This window comes from Laedolimicola intestinihominis (genome assembly GCF_040096155.1).
In the GTDB taxonomy this organism is placed as follows: Bacteria; Bacillota; Clostridia; order Lachnospirales; family Lachnospiraceae; genus Laedolimicola; species Laedolimicola intestinihominis.
On record NZ_JBBMFE010000005.1, the window covers coordinates 1 to 17,704 of the forward strand.

At 47.9% G+C, this 17,704-nt stretch carries 13 protein-coding genes and 2 tRNA genes; 12 read left to right on the plus strand and 3 right to left on the minus strand.

Going from position 1 to position 17,704, the window contains the following annotated elements:
* The first annotated feature begins 426 nt into the window (after positions 1-426).
* Genes WMO29_RS06905 through WMO29_RS06930 form a run of 6 tightly spaced genes read left to right on the plus strand, consistent with a single transcriptional unit; the run spans position 427 to position 6,435 of the window.
* The gene (locus tag WMO29_RS06905) at positions 427-744 is read left to right on the plus strand and encodes a PTS lactose/cellobiose transporter subunit IIA (protein WP_349164303.1); all 318 of its coding nucleotides are present in this window, start codon (positions 427-429) and stop codon (positions 742-744) included.
* Between the two features lies 1 nt (position 745).
* Positions 746-1,051, plus strand: a complete 306-nt coding sequence (locus tag WMO29_RS06910) for a PTS sugar transporter subunit IIB (protein WP_349164304.1) — start codon at positions 746-748, stop codon at positions 1,049-1,051.
* A gap of 1 nt (position 1,052) precedes the next feature.
* Positions 1,053-1,757, plus strand: coding sequence for a PTS transporter subunit EIIC (locus tag WMO29_RS06915; protein ID WP_349164305.1), 705 nt, complete (start codon positions 1,053-1,055; stop codon positions 1,755-1,757).
* Entirely contained in the window at positions 1,694-2,380 is a 687-nt protein-coding gene (locus WMO29_RS06920; protein WP_349164306.1) for a PTS transporter subunit EIIC, read from the plus strand. The genes WMO29_RS06915 and WMO29_RS06920 overlap by 64 nt, the downstream gene beginning before the upstream one ends.
* Complete coding sequence (locus tag WMO29_RS06925; RefSeq protein ID WP_349164307.1) at positions 2,377-3,804, plus strand: 6-phospho-beta-glucosidase; 1,428 nt, start codon at positions 2,377-2,379, stop codon at positions 3,802-3,804. The genes WMO29_RS06920 and WMO29_RS06925 overlap by 4 nt, the downstream gene beginning before the upstream one ends.
* Before the next feature lie 24 nt (positions 3,805-3,828).
* Positions 3,829-6,435, plus strand: coding sequence for a PRD domain-containing protein (locus WMO29_RS06930; RefSeq protein ID WP_349164308.1), 2,607 nt, complete (start codon positions 3,829-3,831; stop codon positions 6,433-6,435).
* Between the two features lie 38 nt (positions 6,436-6,473).
* Here WMO29_RS06930 and WMO29_RS06935 read toward each other — a convergent pair whose 3' ends face one another.
* Positions 6,474-7,004 (minus strand): 3H domain-containing protein, encoded by a 531-nt coding sequence (locus WMO29_RS06935; protein ID WP_349164309.1) that lies wholly within the window; start codon positions 7,002-7,004, stop codon positions 6,474-6,476.
* Between the two features lie 178 nt (positions 7,005-7,182).
* Here WMO29_RS06935 and WMO29_RS06940 point away from each other — a divergent pair, with 178 nt between their 5' ends.
* The 3 genes from WMO29_RS06940 (at position 7,183) to WMO29_RS06950 (ending at position 8,575) form a co-directional block, all read left to right on the plus strand.
* The gene (locus tag WMO29_RS06940; protein WP_349164310.1) at positions 7,183-8,154 is read left to right on the plus strand and encodes a D-2-hydroxyacid dehydrogenase; all 972 of its coding nucleotides are present in this window, start codon (positions 7,183-7,185) and stop codon (positions 8,152-8,154) included.
* 229 nt (positions 8,155-8,383) lie between these two features.
* Positions 8,384-8,455, plus strand: a tRNA-Glu gene (locus WMO29_RS06945).
* A 49-nt stretch (positions 8,456-8,504) separates the two neighbouring features.
* Positions 8,505-8,575, plus strand: a tRNA-Cys gene (locus tag WMO29_RS06950).
* A 188-nt stretch (positions 8,576-8,763) separates the two neighbouring features.
* Here the strand turns inward: WMO29_RS06950 and WMO29_RS06955 are convergent.
* Positions 8,764-9,516, minus strand: coding sequence for an adaptor protein MecA (locus WMO29_RS06955; RefSeq protein WP_178038512.1), 753 nt, complete (start codon positions 9,514-9,516; stop codon positions 8,764-8,766).
* A 530-nt stretch (positions 9,517-10,046) separates the two neighbouring features.
* On the opposite strand from WMO29_RS06955, the gene WMO29_RS06960 reads away from it, so the two are divergent.
* A complete protein-coding gene (locus tag WMO29_RS06960) occupies positions 10,047-11,837 on the plus strand; it encodes a glycosyl hydrolase family 18 protein (protein ID WP_349164311.1) in 1,791 nt (596 codons plus the stop codon).
* Between the two features lie 89 nt (positions 11,838-11,926).
* On the opposite strand, the gene WMO29_RS06965 is transcribed toward WMO29_RS06960, so the two are convergent.
* Positions 11,927-12,496 carry a TetR/AcrR family transcriptional regulator gene (locus tag WMO29_RS06965; RefSeq protein WP_349164312.1) on the minus strand — a complete coding sequence of 190 codons (570 nt, stop codon included), beginning with the start codon at positions 12,494-12,496 and terminating at the stop codon, positions 11,927-11,929.
* 160 nt (positions 12,497-12,656) lie between these two features.
* Between WMO29_RS06965 and WMO29_RS06970 the strand changes: the two genes are divergently transcribed.
* Positions 12,657-15,500: a YhgE/Pip family protein gene (locus WMO29_RS06970; protein ID WP_349164313.1), complete on the plus strand. Its 2,844-nt coding sequence runs from the start codon at positions 12,657-12,659 to the stop codon at positions 15,498-15,500.
* Complete coding sequence (locus WMO29_RS06975; RefSeq protein WP_349164314.1) at positions 15,497-17,698, plus strand: YhgE/Pip domain-containing protein; 2,202 nt, start codon at positions 15,497-15,499, stop codon at positions 17,696-17,698. The genes WMO29_RS06970 and WMO29_RS06975 overlap by 4 nt, the downstream gene beginning before the upstream one ends.
* The last annotated feature ends 6 nt before the right edge of the window (positions 17,699-17,704 follow it).

Here is a 17,704-nt window from a genome sequence, read left to right on the forward strand (position 1 = left end):
GTAGAGCGTTCGGCTGTTAACCGAAATGTCGTAGGTTCGAGCCCTACTCGGGGAGCTGATAAGACCTGTAAGCGTTGCTTGCAGGTCTTTTTTAAAAAATTCTTTCATAAAAAATCAAATAATATTTTCAAAAATCTTAGTGTTTCACAGTGTTTAATTTCAAACAGATTCTCACATATATTTTAAGGTGCTGACAAGAGTCATTTGTATTTAGAATAAGAATATGACAGCGGGTAAACCACGCAATAAAATCAGGACTGAAAGGTACTGTTTACTTTTGAAAAATAGTGTTTAAACAGAGGAATGTTGGACAGCGTTTGCGTCTGTTGACGCTGACAAAAAACTTTATTACAATGCATTTTGTAAGGAAAAACCTGAAATCAGGAAAAGAAGTGCTTCTTAAAACAGTAACAGGAGGTTTGAAATATGGACTATGAAACAACTGCAATGGAATTGATCAGTTATTCTGGAAATGCACGAAGCATGGCATTCCAGGCCTTGGAGAAGGCAAAGGAAGGAGACTTTGCAGAAGCAGACAGATTACTTGCAGAAAGTAAAAAGGAAAATACAAAAGCTCACAATGCCCAGACGGACTTATTAGCTGCAGAGGCAAGTGGTCAGAAGATTGAGATGGGAATTCTGTTGGTACATGCACAGGATCACCTGATGACGAGCATGCTGGCGATTGAGCTGATTCAGGAGCTTATTGTATTACACAGAGACAAGGCAGGCAGGGAGAAATAATATGAAAATTTTATTGATGTGCGCAAATGGATTATCCACAGGAATCCTGATGAACAAGATGAACGATTGGGGCAAAAAAAACGGAGAAGAGCTGGAGGTAAGGGCTGTACCGGTAGATGAATGTGCAGGAATCTATCAGGATTATGACTGTCTTCTGATTGGACCGCAGATGGCTTATAAGCTGAAGGAGGTTCAGAAGATAGCAAGTGATCGCCCGGTGGCAACCATTCCGCCTCAGGATTATGCACTGGGACGCGTGGACAACATTATGAAAATGGTAAAACAGCTGATTAACGGGGGTAAGTAAGATGAACAAGGTTATGAAATGGATCGAGGAAAAAATGACGCCGCTGGCAAATTTCCTGGGGAGTGAGAGACATCTGGCAGCAATGCAGAAAGCATTTATGAGCATCCTTCCGATGATATTTGTAGGTGCGGTATTTATGCTGATAGCAAATCCGCCAGTGACAGAAGAAATGATTTCTCAGGGTGGCTTTTGGGGACTTTTTTCAGGCTGGTTTCATTTTGCTACAGCCAATAAAATGACTATTTTGATTCCCTATAACATGACGATGGGTCTGCTGTCTCTTGCAGTTGCATTTTTCATCGGGTATAACCTGGCAAAGTCCTACGGGATGAAAGAGGCCGTAAATGGAATGACTGCAATGATTACCTTTTTTATTGTGGCAGCTCCGGCAGGCTATGTGGCCCTTGCAGATGGAACTACGTCGTTGATGATAAATTCCAAATATCTTGGAGCCCAGGGTATGTTTACGGCAATTGTCATTGGTCTGCTGACAACAGAGATTACCCGGTTTTGTCAGGAACATCATATTACTATCCGGCTTCCGGAGGTGTGTCCGCCGGTTCTGACGGAATCCTTTGCTACGATTATCCCCATGGGAATTAATATTACCCTGTTCTTTCTGTTAAATCAGCTGATTGGAGTATGGATGCCGGGACGCAGTATTCCTCCTGCATTGAGGCGATTCTGGCGAAGCCGGTCGGAGTAGTAAATTCGGTTCCGGGAGCGATATTCCTCTGCCTGTTTATTCTGGTGCTTTGGTGCTGTGGAGTACATGGACAGATGGTTACCATGGCCGTAACAAGCCCGATTACCATGGCTGCTTTTGCGTCCAATGCGGAGCTTTTCGCAGCGGGAGCACAGCCGGTGTTCCATCCAATTTTTATGACTCTTGCCATTACTTTTTTGGGAGGAACTGGAAATACCTTTGGATTATGTGTACTTAGTCTGAAGGCAAAGTCAGAGCAGATGAAAGCATTTGGAAAGGCGACAATTGTGCCGAGCTTTTTCCGGCTTTCTGAGCCGGCCATTTTCGGTGCACCGATTATGTTTAACCCGATTCTGATGATCCCATTCATATGTGGCAGCCTGGTGGTAGCGATTCTGTACTGGCTGGTGTGCACAGCGGGTCTGGTGACGGCACCGTATCTGCTGATTAGCGGAACCTATCCCATCTTTTTAAGCATCTTTATCTGTTGTCTGGACTGGAGAGTTCTTGTTTTTGTGGCATTGATGATTCCTTTAACAATGGTAATCTGGTATCCGTTTTTCAAGACCTATGACAATCAGCTTTACAGACAGGAGCAGGCAGAGAAGGAGGCAGCTGCATGAACAGACTTCCGGACACATTTTTGTGGGGTGGCGCCACTGCAGCGAACCAGATAGAAGGAGGATACCGGGAAGGTGGACGGGGACTGGCCAGCATGGATGTAGTTCCCCAGGGAACAGACAGATTTGCCTATATGTTTGGGGAGATATCCGATCTTTCCTTTAAAGATGGCCGGAATTATCCGGCACTGACCGGTATTGATTTTTATCATCATTATAAAGAGGATATCCGTCTGATGGGAGAAATGGGATTTAAAGTATTCCGAATGTCTATCAGCTGGTCCCGCATTTTCCCTAATGGAGATGAGACAGAACCAAACGAAGAGGGCTTGAAGTTCTATGAGGATATTTTCTTGGAATTGAAAAAATATGGAATAGAACCCTTAGTTACTATCTGCCATTATGATTATCCGCTGCATTTGGTTACAGAATATGGAGGTTTCAAAAACCGCAGGCTGATTGAATTCTATAAGCATTATGTAACCGTGCTGTTTGAGCGTTATAAAGGTTTGGTTCATTACTGGCTGACCTTTAACGAAGTCAATTGTACACTGGTTCTTCCTTATGTGGCGGCCGGAGTGGTGCTGGATCCCGCGGAAGACAGAGACACCCAGTTGTATCGGGCTGCGCATCATATTTTGGTGGCAAGCGCCTGGGCGGTAAAGATAGGACATGAGATTGATCCGGAAAATAAAATTGGAAATATGGTGTGCGCTGGAGAATGGTATCCTTATACCTGTGCTCCCAAAGATGTGTTCCAGGCGATGACCAATAACCGCAAACTGTACTTTTTCACAGATGTGCAGGCGAGAGGAGAGTACCCTTCCTATGGCCTGAAAGAACTGGAAAGAAAAGGAATCCGGCTTCCTTTTGTGGAAAATGATAAAGAAATTTTAAAAGAAAATACGGTTGATTTTCTGTCATTTTCCTATTATGCTACACATGTGGTATCCGCAGATGAAAGGGTTAATGCAGAGTTGGCGGGGAATCCGTTGGCTACTCTGACAAATCCCTATCTGGGTCCTATCAAATATAAGCGCCAGGATGATCCGATGGGGCTTCGCATTACGCTGAATGCTTTGTATGATCGTTACCAAAAGCCGCTGTTTATTGTAGAAAACGGGACTGCGGCAGCAGATGAGCTGAAGAATGATACGGTAGAGGATGATTATCATATTGATTATTACCGGGAGCATATCAAAGCACTGAAAGAAGCAGTGCTGCTGGATGGCGTGGAGCTGCTTGGGTATACCAGCTGGGGCTGCCTGGATCTTGTCAGTGCAGGCTCAGGGCAGATGAGCAAACGATATGGGTTTGTCTATGTAGATGTGGATGATGAAGGAAAAGGAACCTATAAAAGATATCGGAAAAAATCATTTTACTGGTACAAAAAGGTAATTGCATCCAACGGAGAAGATTTGGAATGACAGGAAAACCGGCGGGGAGGGCTTATGAGGACAAACCGTGATAGAATTCTCGAATATCTGGAAAAGACAGAGCGGGAACATAAAGAAAATTATAGGGGAAGTACGACTCAGGAAATGGAAGAGGCATTGGGAATGAAGCGCTGCAATATTTCTACCCAGCTGAATCGTATGACTGAGGAAGGACTTCTGAAAAAAAGTGGAACCCGGCCGGTATATTACCGTCTGAAAACGGCAGATGCTCAGGATGAGCATCTGTCCTTTCGTGCTTTGGTGGGAAAAGACGGGAGCCTGAAGAACGCAGTTCAGCTGGCGAAGGCCGCTGTACTGTATCCGGAAAGACCGCTGCATATTTTGCTGACGGGAGTAGCAGGAACCGGGAAAACAAGCTTTGGAAAAGAAATTTTCGCATTTTGCGAAGAAATAAAAAGATTTTCTGCGGACATAAAGTGGAAGGAAATCAACTGTCAATATTACAGAGAAAACGAAACAGGGCTTTTGCAGGAACTGGAGACCAGCAGCGGAAAGCATTTGCTCCTGAATCATTTACAGGTATTAAACCACAACCATCAGGTGGCCATTTTCCGGTATTTTCAGGAAAAGGAGCAGATGGCAGAATGTATGATAGTCTGCGCAGCAGATGTGGAAAATCCGACAGAGCTTCCGGAGATTGTCACAGAATGGTTCCCAGTGCAGATAGGGATTCCCAGATTGGCTGAGAGAGGATTTCGGGAAAGATTTCAGCTTATCAGCAGCTTTTTCATGGAAGAAGCAGAAAAAATGGGCAGAACGATAAAGCTGAATTCGGAGCTTCTGTATTGTCTGATGCTGTACCCTTGTGCAGGAGAGCTCCGGCAGTTGGGCAATGATATCCGGGTGGGCTGTGCCAATGCCTATGTGCGGGAATTTCAGTCAAGCGTGCAGGAGCTGCATGCATATATTTATGATTTTCCCATACAGATAAGAAATGGCCTGCTGAAATGGAAACAATTTCATGAGCAGATAGAAGAAATTATTCCACGGGACTATTCCTATGCTTATTCCGCGACAGCGCTTAACCGTCTTGCAGCTGTCAAGGGGAAGGAAGAAAAAAATATCTATACCCTGATTGAGAAGAAAGAAAAGGAATTGCGGAAGCAGGGAATGGAAGAGGAAGAAATTAATGAGCTCATCAATGATGAGCTCACGGATACCCTGAAGGAACTGCAAAGCATCTATGGGGAAAAGAAACTGGACAGAGAATCCCTTGCTAAAATTGTTGATTCACGAATCACTTCCATGGTAGATCAATTTCTGATGTATGCGGGAGGCAAAACAGGTAAAGCCTATCCGGATGCAACATTTTATGGCATTTGTCTGCATCTGTCAGCGTTTCTGGAGAAGACCGGAGATCCTAGGAGAATTTCAGAGGAAACTCTGGTGGAAACGATGGAAGGATACAAGGATGAATATCGACTATGCCTGGAATTTGCAGAAAAAATTGAAAAAGAATTTCAGGTATCGGTGCCGATAGAAGAAACGGTAATCCTGACCATGTTTCTAAGCACCAAGGATAGGGAAGAGCAGGAGAAAAAAAGGCCCGTTGTATTGATTGCCATGCACGGAAGCAGTGCGGCCTCATCCATCTGCAGTGTAGTCAATGCTTTGTCGGTAAACAGGAATACCTATGCCTTTGATTTTCCACTGGATATGTCAACAGAGCAGGCCTATCATCTGTTTGTGAAGAAAATCCAGGAAATTCACGGGGGAAATGGGATTTTGCTGCTGCATGATACAGGGTCTATTAAAACCATTGCAGGGCTGGCTATGCAGAATACAGGAATTCCGATTCGTTGTATCGAGGTTCCGTTTACATTGGTGGCATTGGAGTGTTCGCAGAAAGCCGGAATGAACACAGATCTGGAAGAGGCTTACCGGGGAGTCCTTGAGAGCTGTCAGAATACCCTGCCCTTTATGCGGGAGAGTTATCGGAAATTGGAACAGGATAAGGTGATTCTGACCCTCTGCATGACAGGACAGGGGGGAGCGGTGCAGATAAAAAAGTATATTGAAAAAAATGCGGAACTGCAGGACATTCAGATCATTCCACTGGCGATCAGTGATCAGAAATTCCTGCTCGGGAAGATTAATGCAATTCTGAAGGAACATGAAATTGTCTGTATGATTGGAACTTACGATCCGGGGATCTATAACATTCCCTTTATATCTGTGGCGAAGCTGTTTGAAACCCCGATAGAAAAGCTGTCATTACTGCTGTCTCTTCCGGAAACGGAATTATCGGCTCCGGTAGATTATGAGGCAATCTACGAATATTTGCAGGAGAGTCTTCCGGATCTGGATATTAACAGACTGAAGCGCCATCTGCCCAGAGTCGTGGCGAGAATCAAAAAGAGTGCGGGAGGACTGAATGAGGATCAGGAGTTGGGAATGTTTATGCATCTGGCCTGTTCCGTCAGCAGGCTGAAGGCAGGAGAGGTGATTGGAACAAATTCCAGAAAAAATCAAATCATCAGCGGAAATAAGAAGCTGTATACAGAGATGGTCGAGAACCTGAAACCGCTGGAACAGGCATTTGGGATCTGCTACAGTGATGATGAAATTGCAAGTCTGATAGAGATCTGCAAGAGAATTTGATAAATAGCTTCTGTGTTATACTTATAATATTTATAAATTTATCCCTCCTGCTCCCAGGGCTGTAAGGGTGCCAGGAAACCGGCTTCCCGAAGCTTCTGCTGAATCATATCCAGCCGCTCCGGGGTGTCGGCAGCCACCAGGTGATAGTGGTAGCCAGAGGTGGCATTGCTTAAGACGCTGGAGCTGCTGTTTTTCAGAGTTTCGACGAATTCCCGTACATCCTGCCGGGAGCGCACATCCATATCGGCGGAAATGCGTCCGTAGAGACGATGACTGATGCTGATATTTTTGATATGGCCGCCACAGTCTACGATGAGATTCATTTCATCTTCTATCTGCTCCGGTGCGTGGCAGACCTTGAATTCCCGGGAGCTGCCGTTGTCCTGCTGAAGGACATAGCCCCGGGTGGTGGACAGAATACAGGGCGTGGAGACACGTATCACGGCCATATCCTGCACAATCACCTGCCGGCTTACCCCGAAGCGTGCAGCCAGCTCCTTGGCGGCCACCGGGGCAGCTGCCTTCTTCAAAATCTGTAAAATTTCCGTTCTGCGCTGTGCGGTTGTCATGATACCGTGAATCTCCTTCCATATAAAAATCCATGTAAATAATAAATTTCATTACAAACTGACTTTATTGTAGCACCTGGCAGGACAGGTGGCAAGACAGAATTGCCGGCCCAAAATACAGTTTCGGGGCGGAGGGGAAGTATGATATAATGTTGAAGCAGACGAAAGGAGAAAACCTGTGAAAATCGTAGTATTAGATGGCTATACAGAAAACCCCGGTGATCTGAACTGGGAAGAATTGGAAAATCTGGGGGACTTTACGGTATACGATCGAAGCTCTCTGACTGACGAGGAAGAAGCGATTGCCCGTATCGGTGATGCGGAGATTGTCATTACCAATAAGACACCGATTACCAGAAACGTGCTGGACCGTTGTCCTTCTATCCGTTATATCGGCGTACTGGCTACCGGCTACAATGTGGTAGACTATGTCTATGCAGGAGAAAAGGGAATTCCGGTCACGAATGTGCCGGGGTATGGCACGGATACGGTGGCTCAGTTTACCTTTGCACTGCTGCTGGAGATTTGCCATCATGTGGCCCATCATTCCGAGGCAGTTCATGAGGGCCGCTGGGAGACGTGTCCGGATTTCTGCTTCTGTGATTATCCTCAGATTGAGCTGGCAGGCAAAACCATGGGAATTATCGGCTTTGGAAGAATCGGTCAGAAGGTGGGAAGGATTGCGAAGGCCTTCGGCATGAATGTGCTGGCGTGTTCACCCCATGAATATGAAAGTGGCAGAGAAATTGCGGATTATGTAAACCTGGATACCTTGCTGGCCAAGTCCGATGTCATTTCCCTGCATTGCCCCCTGTTCCCGGAGACAGAAGGAATCATTAACCGGGAAACGATAGGAAAGATGAAGGATGGAGTGATTATCCTGAACAATGGCCGCGGCCCGCTGATCGTGGAGCAGGATCTGGCAGATGCCCTGAACAGTGGCAGGGTAAGGGCGGCTGGTGTAGATGTGGTAAGTGCCGAGCCTATCAAGGGTGACAATCCGCTTCTCGGGGCCAGAAACTGTTTTATTACACCCCATATCGCCTGGGCGACCAAGGAGGCACGGCAGAGAATTATGGACTGTGCCGTAAATAATGTAAAGGCTTATCTGGAAGGAAAACCGATCAACGTGGTGAATACCGGGAAATAGGATTTTCTGCTGCATGGGGTGTCGCAAACAATAAAATAAGAGGAAACATTTACCCTCTTTTGTGACACCCTTCTGCGCTGGCAAAAAAACAAACAGGAAGAAATTGGAAAATAAATTCGGAGATAAAAAAAGGGAAAAAACTCTTGCAAATCCAACGAAACTATGGTAAGATAATCGGGCACGGCAAAAGAAACCGAGCTAACGCCCATCCAAAGGGGCAGATAAATAAGGCTCCTTGGTCAAGCGGTTAAGACATCGCCCTTTCACGGCGGTAACACGGGTTCGATTCCCGTAGGAGTCATTTATATCTTGACGAATTATTTCCGATATGATATAATACAAGAGTTGATGGCGACATAGCCAAGTGGTAAGGCGTGGGTCTGCAACACCCTGATCACCAGTTCAAATCTGGTTGTCGCCTCTCATAGAAGAGTTTAAAGTCTGTATTTACAGGTTTTAAGCTCTTTTTTGAACTATAGAGAAGCTTCTTCGGAGCCGGGAGCAGGAGAAGCATCTGTTCGAGCCTTTTGCGACAGATTAATATGATGCAATAAAAAGGAATCCTTTTTACGGGATTCCTTTTCTGCGTTTCATTTTATAAAAAATCTTTTACAGTCCGGCCAGCTTCTGCAGCGCCTCACCTGCAATCATCAGATCCTCATGCTCGGTCATATAGGCCTCGGCTGCGGAAGAGTATTTCTCGTTGCTGCCGTACTCGGAGAGAATGTTGGAAATCTTGTTGAATTCCTCCGGCGTGTGGCTGCTCTTGTGGATAATCAGGCAGTAGTCGCCATCCTTTTTCAGACGGTACAGGGAGTTCTGACCCTGGTAGAAGCCCTGAAGCACATGGGCCGCATCGATGACTGTGTCCAGATCCTGGAAGGAATACAGGCGGGTCAGGTCAATCTCGGAAGCGAGAGAGACGGCCTGTTCTGCTTTTTCTTCCTTGCTGGAAGCGGTAGAGTCCTGGAGTTTCTTTTCAATAAGCTTCTTGAACATATCCAGGACATTGTCGGCGCCTTCCGGAAGGATACCGCTCAGATCGTTCGCGTCTTCGGGCATGGGGCTGTCGCCGCCTGGTGCGAATTTGGCGAAGCGGGTGTCCAGCTCTTCCGGATCCTCGACCTTGGTGATAATCAGGACGATGCATTCGTTGGGCATGGGAATCGCTTCGATCATCAGCGGAATATTGTCAGCCTCAAAACCAAATTCGATGGCTGCCTGCTGCATCATTTCCCGGAACAGCTCCTTGGCCTTTTCTGTACCGTAGGCCAGTTCACTGAGCTTTAGCTGACGGTTATTCAGATCGTCTCTGGTCAGGGTGCAGCGTATCTGGTTATCGTTTATCTTTTCTATCTTCATATATCCTCACATCCAATTTATATATAGCTTAAAAAGGTTTCAATTCTATTATATACAAAATGACTGGGAGATACAATATTGAATCTGCGCTGAAAATATGAAAAAAACTGGTTTTCTATAAAAATTTCATAAATTTTCCAATTTGCTTGCATTTCCGGAAAAAGACAGGGTATAATGAATCCGGAAAAGCCGCCCGGGGAAGGGAGGCAGCGAAGAACATAATTTTTACAGAAGTCTTAAGTAAGCCAGGCTTTTATTTCTCAGGTGCCAGTTCGGCGCGATTTCCACGATTGACAGATAAAAAGGTTTCAGAGAGAGTATCAGGCGGCATTTTCCGGGATAATATATCACGATCTCCTTTTGGGGAGCGGACGGCTGCGGGCCGCGGGTGAAAAACAGGCGAGGTCCCCTCCGAGCCTACAGAGCGGGCCGCGAGCCTTATCCGCTGTAAAAAATGACGGAAAGCTGTCGAAAATGGGTGACGCGGCGGTGAATTTCTGTTATGATAGACCCGATAGGAGGTTTCTGCCATGGCAACGACAAAACGAAGAAGACGAAGAAGATCCCGGGGAAGAAGAAAAGCAGCGCCGATGCTGGCGGTATTTGTACTGATTGTACTGATTCTGGCAGGCGTAATGTTTGCTTTCCTGTATGAAAAATATAGCCCCTCCAAGGAACGCATGAGCTGGAATACCTATTTCGAGGTGACAGCCAGCGATGAGGCGGCAGTGATTTTAAATGATCAGATGATGGATTTTAAAGCCAGAATCATCGACGGTGAGCCCTATGTGACCACCGATACCCTGTACGATTACCTGAATTCCCGTTTCTACTGGGATTCCCAGGAAAATCTGCTGCTGTATACGACGCCGACGGAGCTGATTACCGCGTCTGTGGGAAGTAATACCTACACGGTAGCGAAGCAGTCCTGCATGGAGGATTACACACCGGTGAAGGTGGACGGCGATACGGCTTATGTGGCTTTGAAATATATTCAGAAATATACAGGCCTTACATATGAGCTGATGACCGACGAGGTGAACCGCGTCAATATCAAAACGGAATTCGGTACGGCAGAGACCGTGACCGTGAAGAAGAACGGAAATGTCCGCTACCGCGCAGGCATTAAGAGCCCGATTCTGACGGATGTGTCCAAGGGCGATACCCTGTACGTGCTGGAGGAGACCGAGGACGTGGGCGACTGGACGAAGGTTCGTACGTCCAACGGCTTTATCGGTTACATCCGCAATAAATATCTGGGTCAGAAGGGCGAGGAGACTACAGAGTCCAATTACACAGAGCCTGAGTACACGAATATCAGCAAAGACTACATCATTAATATGGCATGGCATCAGGTGACCAATGGGGACGCCAACAGCAAGGTGCTGGAGACTATCGCGAATACAAAGGGGCTGACCACCATTTCCCCCACCTGGTTCTTCCTGAAGGACGACGACGGCAACATTGATTCTCTGGCAAGCCAGACTTATGTAAACTACTGTCACCAGAACAACATCGAGGTGTGGGCGCTGGTGGAGGATATCACCCACAAGGACACCATTACCGATTACGAAATCCTGTCCCGGACCTCATCCAGACAGCGGCTGGTCAGCAACCTGATTGCCAAGGCCATCGAGTTTGATCTGGACGGTATCAATATAGACTTTGAGTATATCAATGAAGATTCCGCTAAGGGTTACGTGGAGTTCCTGCGGGAGCTGTCCATCATGTGCCGCCTGAACGGCATCATTCTTTCCGTAGACAATTACCGTCCGGCGGATCATAATCGCTTCTATAACCGCGAGGAGCAGGGTGTGGTGGCTGATTACCTGATTATCATGGGTTATGACGAGCATTACGCAGGCTCTGAGGAGGCCGGCAGCGTGGCAAGCATTAACTGGGTGCGCGAAGGCATCGAGGAGACCCTGAAGGAGGTCCCGGCGGAGAAGGTTATCAACGCAGTACCGTTTTACACCAGACTCTGGGAGGAGAGACCTAAGACTGCTGAGGAGCTGGCGCAGGAGTCCGATACGGATGATTACGTACCAAATGTAGTCAGCAGCAAGGCCTACGGCATGGACACCATCGACAAGATTCTGGCCACTAACGGCGCGGAAAAGACCTGGGACGAGACCACGGGTCAGTATTACGCCGAGTATGTGGCGGACGGCAAGACCTATAAGGTTTGGCTGGAAGAAGAGGAATCCATCGCGCTGAAGGCGGCGTTGATTAAAGAATATAATCTGGCAGGTATTTCTGCATGGAAGCTCGGATTCGAGCGGCAGGATATCTGGGATACGATTTTGAAATACGTGAACTAAAAAACCAGAACGACGTAAAAAAGACAGAGAAGCGTGATCATCAAGCTTGCTTGTAAGAACACGTTTCCCTGTCTTTTTTCATCAGATTATCATTCCTTAGGCTTTTCAGGTTTCCGAATTCCGTGTGAAGTAGCTTCCCCGGAGATACGCGCCAGTTCACTGAGCGGCAGCGTCAACTCTCCGCGCAGCCAGGCCACATAGACGGCGATGACGCCGGATACAAAATATTCTGCGTAAAGCCGCAGCTCCTGCGCCGGGAAATCTACCTTATCCTGATAGACTTCCACCGTGGTTTCGATAATGATACGCTTCACTTCCGACCAGAAAAACGCGTAGGGATTTTCCCTGGAAATAAAACGGTAAAATTCGATATCCGGTTCCATGAGCTGATTCAGACATTGGAATAATACGTCTACCTCGAAGGGGTTGGAAAAGAATCTTTTTTTTTCGAGAAGATGAAGAAGCTCGTCTATCTTTCGGTGGGCGGCGTCCCGCATGATATCCTCCAGGGTTTCATAGTGGAGGTAAAAGGTCTTGCGGGCGATATTAGCCCGGTGGGCCAGTTCTGAAATTGTAATCTTTTGATCTTTTTTCTCATAAATCAGTTCCAGATAGGCGTCGATGATAGCGTCTCGTGTTTTACTTACTCTTTTATCCATTTCTATGTACTCACTTTATTCTCAGATGTGTAGTATGTTACGAAACGAAACATACTGGTCATTGCTCTTTGTTATTTTTACATTATAATATATTTTTTAGGGAAAGATCAACGAGTATTCGTATTGAAAAACATATATTCGGAGGAGGAAGAGGATTTCGATGAAGAAAGTGATGGAGATTTTCAAAAGAGATATTTCTCGGCTGGTGAAATCACCGGCGGCGATCATTGTGGCCGTGGGAATGTGCATCATTCCGGCGCTGTATGCGTGGTTTAATATTGCAGCGAACCGCGACCCGTACGGCAACACAGCCAACATCAAGGTGGCCGTAGCCAACAATGACGTGGGGGCCGAGAACAAAAAGCGAACCCTGGACGCGGGGCAGCAGATACTTGACCAGATGGAAGAGAATGACGATCTGGGTTGGGTATTTACAGACGAGGAGGATGCGGTAGATGGCGTAAAATCGGGAAAATATTACGCTGCTATTGTGATACCGGAAACCTTCAGCGCGGATCTGCTGCAGATTGAGGACGGAACCCTCGGAGGTCCGGAGATCACATATTATGTAAATGAGAAGCGGAACGCGGTAGCGCCGAAGATTACGAATACAGGTTCTACCACCATTCAGAGCAAGATTGAGGAAGAATTTTATAAGGTAGCTTCCGAGGCTATTGCGGAGGAGCTGCAGGATCTGGGCGGATCTCTGGCGGATGATCTGGAGACCACCAACGACAATATTCTCTGTATGATTTCCGATGCGAGAGACAATTTCCGGGAGTACCGGCAGGTGCTGGCGGATTTCCAGTCAACCATCAGCCAGGGGACGACGCAGATTCAGCACGGCAAGACGACCCTGACGAAAGCAGTAAAAGCGGCGAATGCAGGAAGCAGCGCATTGCAGGACGCGAAGGATCTGCTGAAAAGCAGCCGGAAGAATGTAAGGGCCTTTGGAAGCACGTTTGATCAGAGCCTCAGTGATGGGGAAACTTATCTGAATAATGTCTATACCACAGCTTCCGTAAAACTGGCCGGACTGGAGTCTACAGCCAATCAGGCGGTAACGGCAGTGAGTACCGGTAAGAGCCTTGCGGAAAATATGAGCAAGGATGGACAGAGCGCGGTGACACAGCTGCAGGGCGTTCTGACGCAGATGCAGGGTTTGAGGAAAAAAGGCGAGGATAAACTTGCACTCGGCAAAGCGGGACTGCAACAGATTGAAGCTGGGCTGGAAGAAGCGGAAGCCGGACTGAAGCAATATGAAGCAGGTATTGCAGCGTGCGAGCAGCAGTTGGCTACCCTTGAAGAAGGAACTCCGGAGTACGAAGCAACGAAGGCATATAAGGAGCAGTTGGAAGGCGAAAAAGCAGTTGTAGAAGCGAAAAAAGCAGCTGGCGAAAAGAAAAAAGAAGAAGTATCTAAACAGGTGGAGGAGGGTCAAAAACAGCTCGATACCCTAAATAATGCGATCACCACGATTTCTGAAGTCCTGATTCCGACTCTCCAGAATGAACTGATTCCGAAGAGCGACGCCATGGCGGCCCAGCTTACCGAGCTGGACTCCAAGACCGGAAAACTCCAGACTATTATGTCAACTATCAGTACATCTAAGACTCAGATGGATACAATTCTGACTCAGGGAAAAACTACCCTGCGCAATTTCCGTTCCAGCCTGAATGGAAATCTGATGCCGGGTCTTCATTCCGCATTGGATACCGTATCCGGTGTCAGCAGCGATCTGAAGTCGGCCCTGGAGGATGCTTCCGCTACGGCGGATCAGATGCAGGGCGTTATGGATCAGCTGAGCAAAAGCCTGACAGAGGGATCTGAGGCACTGGGCAAGACCGGCGATACTCTGGCAAACCTGGATGAGCGGCTGGCAGGTATCCAGAACGATCTGGAGACACTGCGGGCGTCTGACGCATACAAGGACATTCTGGATCTGCAGGATGTGGATCCGGACGCAGTATCCAAATTTATGACTTCACCGATCGAGCTGAATACAACGACCTTCTATGAGGTAGAGGATTATGGCTCCGGTATGACCCCGTTCTATACCAATCTGGCCCTGTGGGTTGGCGGCATGGTTCTGATTGCGTTGTTGAAACAGGAGGTGGATGAGGACGAGAAGGTGAAGAAGTTCACCCTGAACCAGGCTTATTTCGGACGCCAGATTCTTTTCATTATTCTGTCGGTGGTACAGTCCCTGATTATCTGTCTGGGCGATCTGTATCTTTTAAAGGTACAGTGTGTCCATCCGGGACTTTTTATCCTGACGGGAGTCATAGCGGGTCTTATTTATCTGAGCCTGATTTACGCCATTACGGCGGCATTTAAGCATATTGGCCGCGCCATCTTCGTATTTCTGGTTATCATCCAGATTCCGGGCTCCACAGGAACCTTCCCGGTGGAAATGATGGGTGGCTTCTACAAAGCCATTTACCGGCTGATGCCCTTCACTTACAGCAATACAGCGATGCGTGAGTGCATCGGTGGCATGTATTATAATACCTGGCTGAAAAATATCGGAATCCTGGCGGCATACTTACTGCTCTCCCTGTTTATCGGACTGGTGCTGCGGCCATTGCTCCTGAATCTGAACGCTCTGTTTGACCGGAAGCTGGCAGAGGCAGATCTGATTATCTATGAGGAAAATGATAAGACGACAGATCTGACGCCGGAGCTGGTGGCGAGGGCGCTTCAGAGCGACAGCGAGGCAAGAGAGGAATATACTGAACGCGCGCGGCGCTTTGAGAAGAACTATAAGAGACGGAAACGCTTCGGCTTTCTGGCTATGGCGATTGTGCCGTTGATTTTCCTGGTACTGATGTTCAGTGTAGAATCCAAGCTGGTATTCCTGGTGCTGTGGATCTGCGCACTGATTGGCCTGTCCATGTATCTGATCTGGCTGGAATATCACCATGAACGGATGCAGAAGCAGCTGAAACTGATGGGTCTCTCTGACGGAGAGCTTCTGGCAGCGTTAAAGGAGGAGCAGGCATGAGAAACATCATACAGATTTTTTTGAGAGATATACGTAAAATAAAAGGAAATACCATTGCCATGATTATCATGGTGGGTATTCTGGTGGTGCCCACGCTGTATGCCTGGTTCAATATCGGCGGAAGCTGGGATCCGTATGAAAATACCTCAGATATTAAAATCGCGGTGGCCAGCGATGATGCAGGCTACCAGGGAGAACTTCTGCCGCTGGATATCAATCTGGGCGATCGGGTGCTGACCTATTTCCATGAAAATGACGAAATGGACTGGGTATTCACGGACAGCGAGGAAGCGGTCGAGGGAACCAAGTCCGGGAAATATTACGCGGCCATCGTAGTGCCGGAAAGCTTCAGCGAGGATATGATGACGCTGTTCTCGGTGAATAAGAATCTGAAAAATCCGGAGCTTCTGTACTATGCGAATGGTAAGAAGAACGCCATTGCTTCCATCGTGACGGAGAAAAAGGCAGACGCGGTACAGGGAGAGGTCAGCGAGAAATTTGTGAAGGCAATTTCCAAGGCGGCGTTAGAAGCCATGAAAACCGTGGTAAATGTGGCTGATGAGGCGGACCAGTCGGATCTGGTGGATAACCTGATCGACAATCTGGACGATATTTCTGCGGATCTGGTGGCGGCAGCAGGAACCGTGGATGCATTTGAGAGTATGGCATCCGCGACACAGACCATGCTGAGTACCACATCCACATTTCTGAAAGACACCCAGAACCGCACGGATGGCGATCTGGATTCCCTGGGCAATATCGAGGGAAGCATTAACGATGTGAAAAGTGCCATGGACGGAACGACAGACCAACTGAACGAAGCGCTGAAATCCAGCGCTGCTCTGTATAAGCAGATGGCGACAGCTGTGCAGCAGGGAATTCAGGCGGCAGCCGCCTCCAATGACATGACACAGCTTAAGAACACGTTGACAGGTCTGGACGCACAACTGGAGGCGTCGATTACATCCTACAGTGATTCCGCCACAAAGCTGACGGATGCAGCCAACAGCCTGGTATCAGCGGTAGGAACCGACGCGGGTCTCAATGCAGTGGCGGGTGACCTGAATAATACCATTATTTTGATGAAGAGTCTGCGCTCAGCGATTGCGCAGGTATCCACGTCCGTAGGCAGCATGACCACCGATGCGGCAGCTGCCCAGAAAGAGCTGGACGCTTTGGTGACAAAAATGGTGAATAGCGCAGCCACCGTCCAGAAAGACTACGAGGACAACGTCAAAGGCGCTCTGGACGACCTGGCGGATTCCGTAGGAAATGCGGATTCCAAGGTTTCCTCTCTTCTGGATTCCATGGACGAGGGATTGGATGGCGTCTACAAGCTTTCTGATTCTACCGAGTCGGATCTGGCAAAGCTGGAGCGGACATTGAAGACTTCCGGAGTTATCCTGAATAAGGGCGCAGAGGATCTCACCGATCTGGCTGACCGCTTGCGTAACGAGAAGGATCGTGACAGCTTGGACACCATAGATTCTCTGCTGGATGAGGATCTGGATGTGGTGGGCAGCTTTATCTCCACGCCGGTGGAACTGACTACAGAGCATGTCTATGAGGTGGAGAACTACGGCTCTGCCATGGCTCCCTTCTACACCACCCTGGCCATCTGGGTGGGCGGCGTGGTCATGGCGGCTATGCTGAAGGCAGGCGTGAAGGAGAAAGAGCTTATCGGTCTTACAAAGGTAAGGAATTATCAGAAATATCTGGGCAGATACCTGCTGTTCCTGATTCTGGGACTTCTGCAGGCGACTCTGATTTGCCTGGGCGACCTGTATTTCCTGGGAATCCAGTGTAAGAGTCCGGTGCTCTTCATGCTGGCAGGCTGGGTGACGAGTCTGGTTTATGTAAACCTGATTTACACCCTGTGCATTTCCTTTGGCGACATCGGAAAGGCAGTCAGCGTTATCCTGATGGTTCTGCAGGTGGCAGGAACAGGCGGAAACTTCCCCATCGACCTGGCGCCGGCTTTCTTCCGGAAGCTGTACAGCGCCCTGCCTTTTGTATACAGCATGAATGCCATGCGTGAGTGTGTGGCAGGCTTCTACGGCAACTACTACTGGGAACAGTTGGGTACCCTGCTCCTGTACCTGATTCCGTCACTGCTTCTCGGACTGGTTTTGAGACTGCCGATTATCAAGTGGAACGAGCATTTTGAAGAGAAGCTGGAGAGTACGAAGCTGTTTTAATGAGAG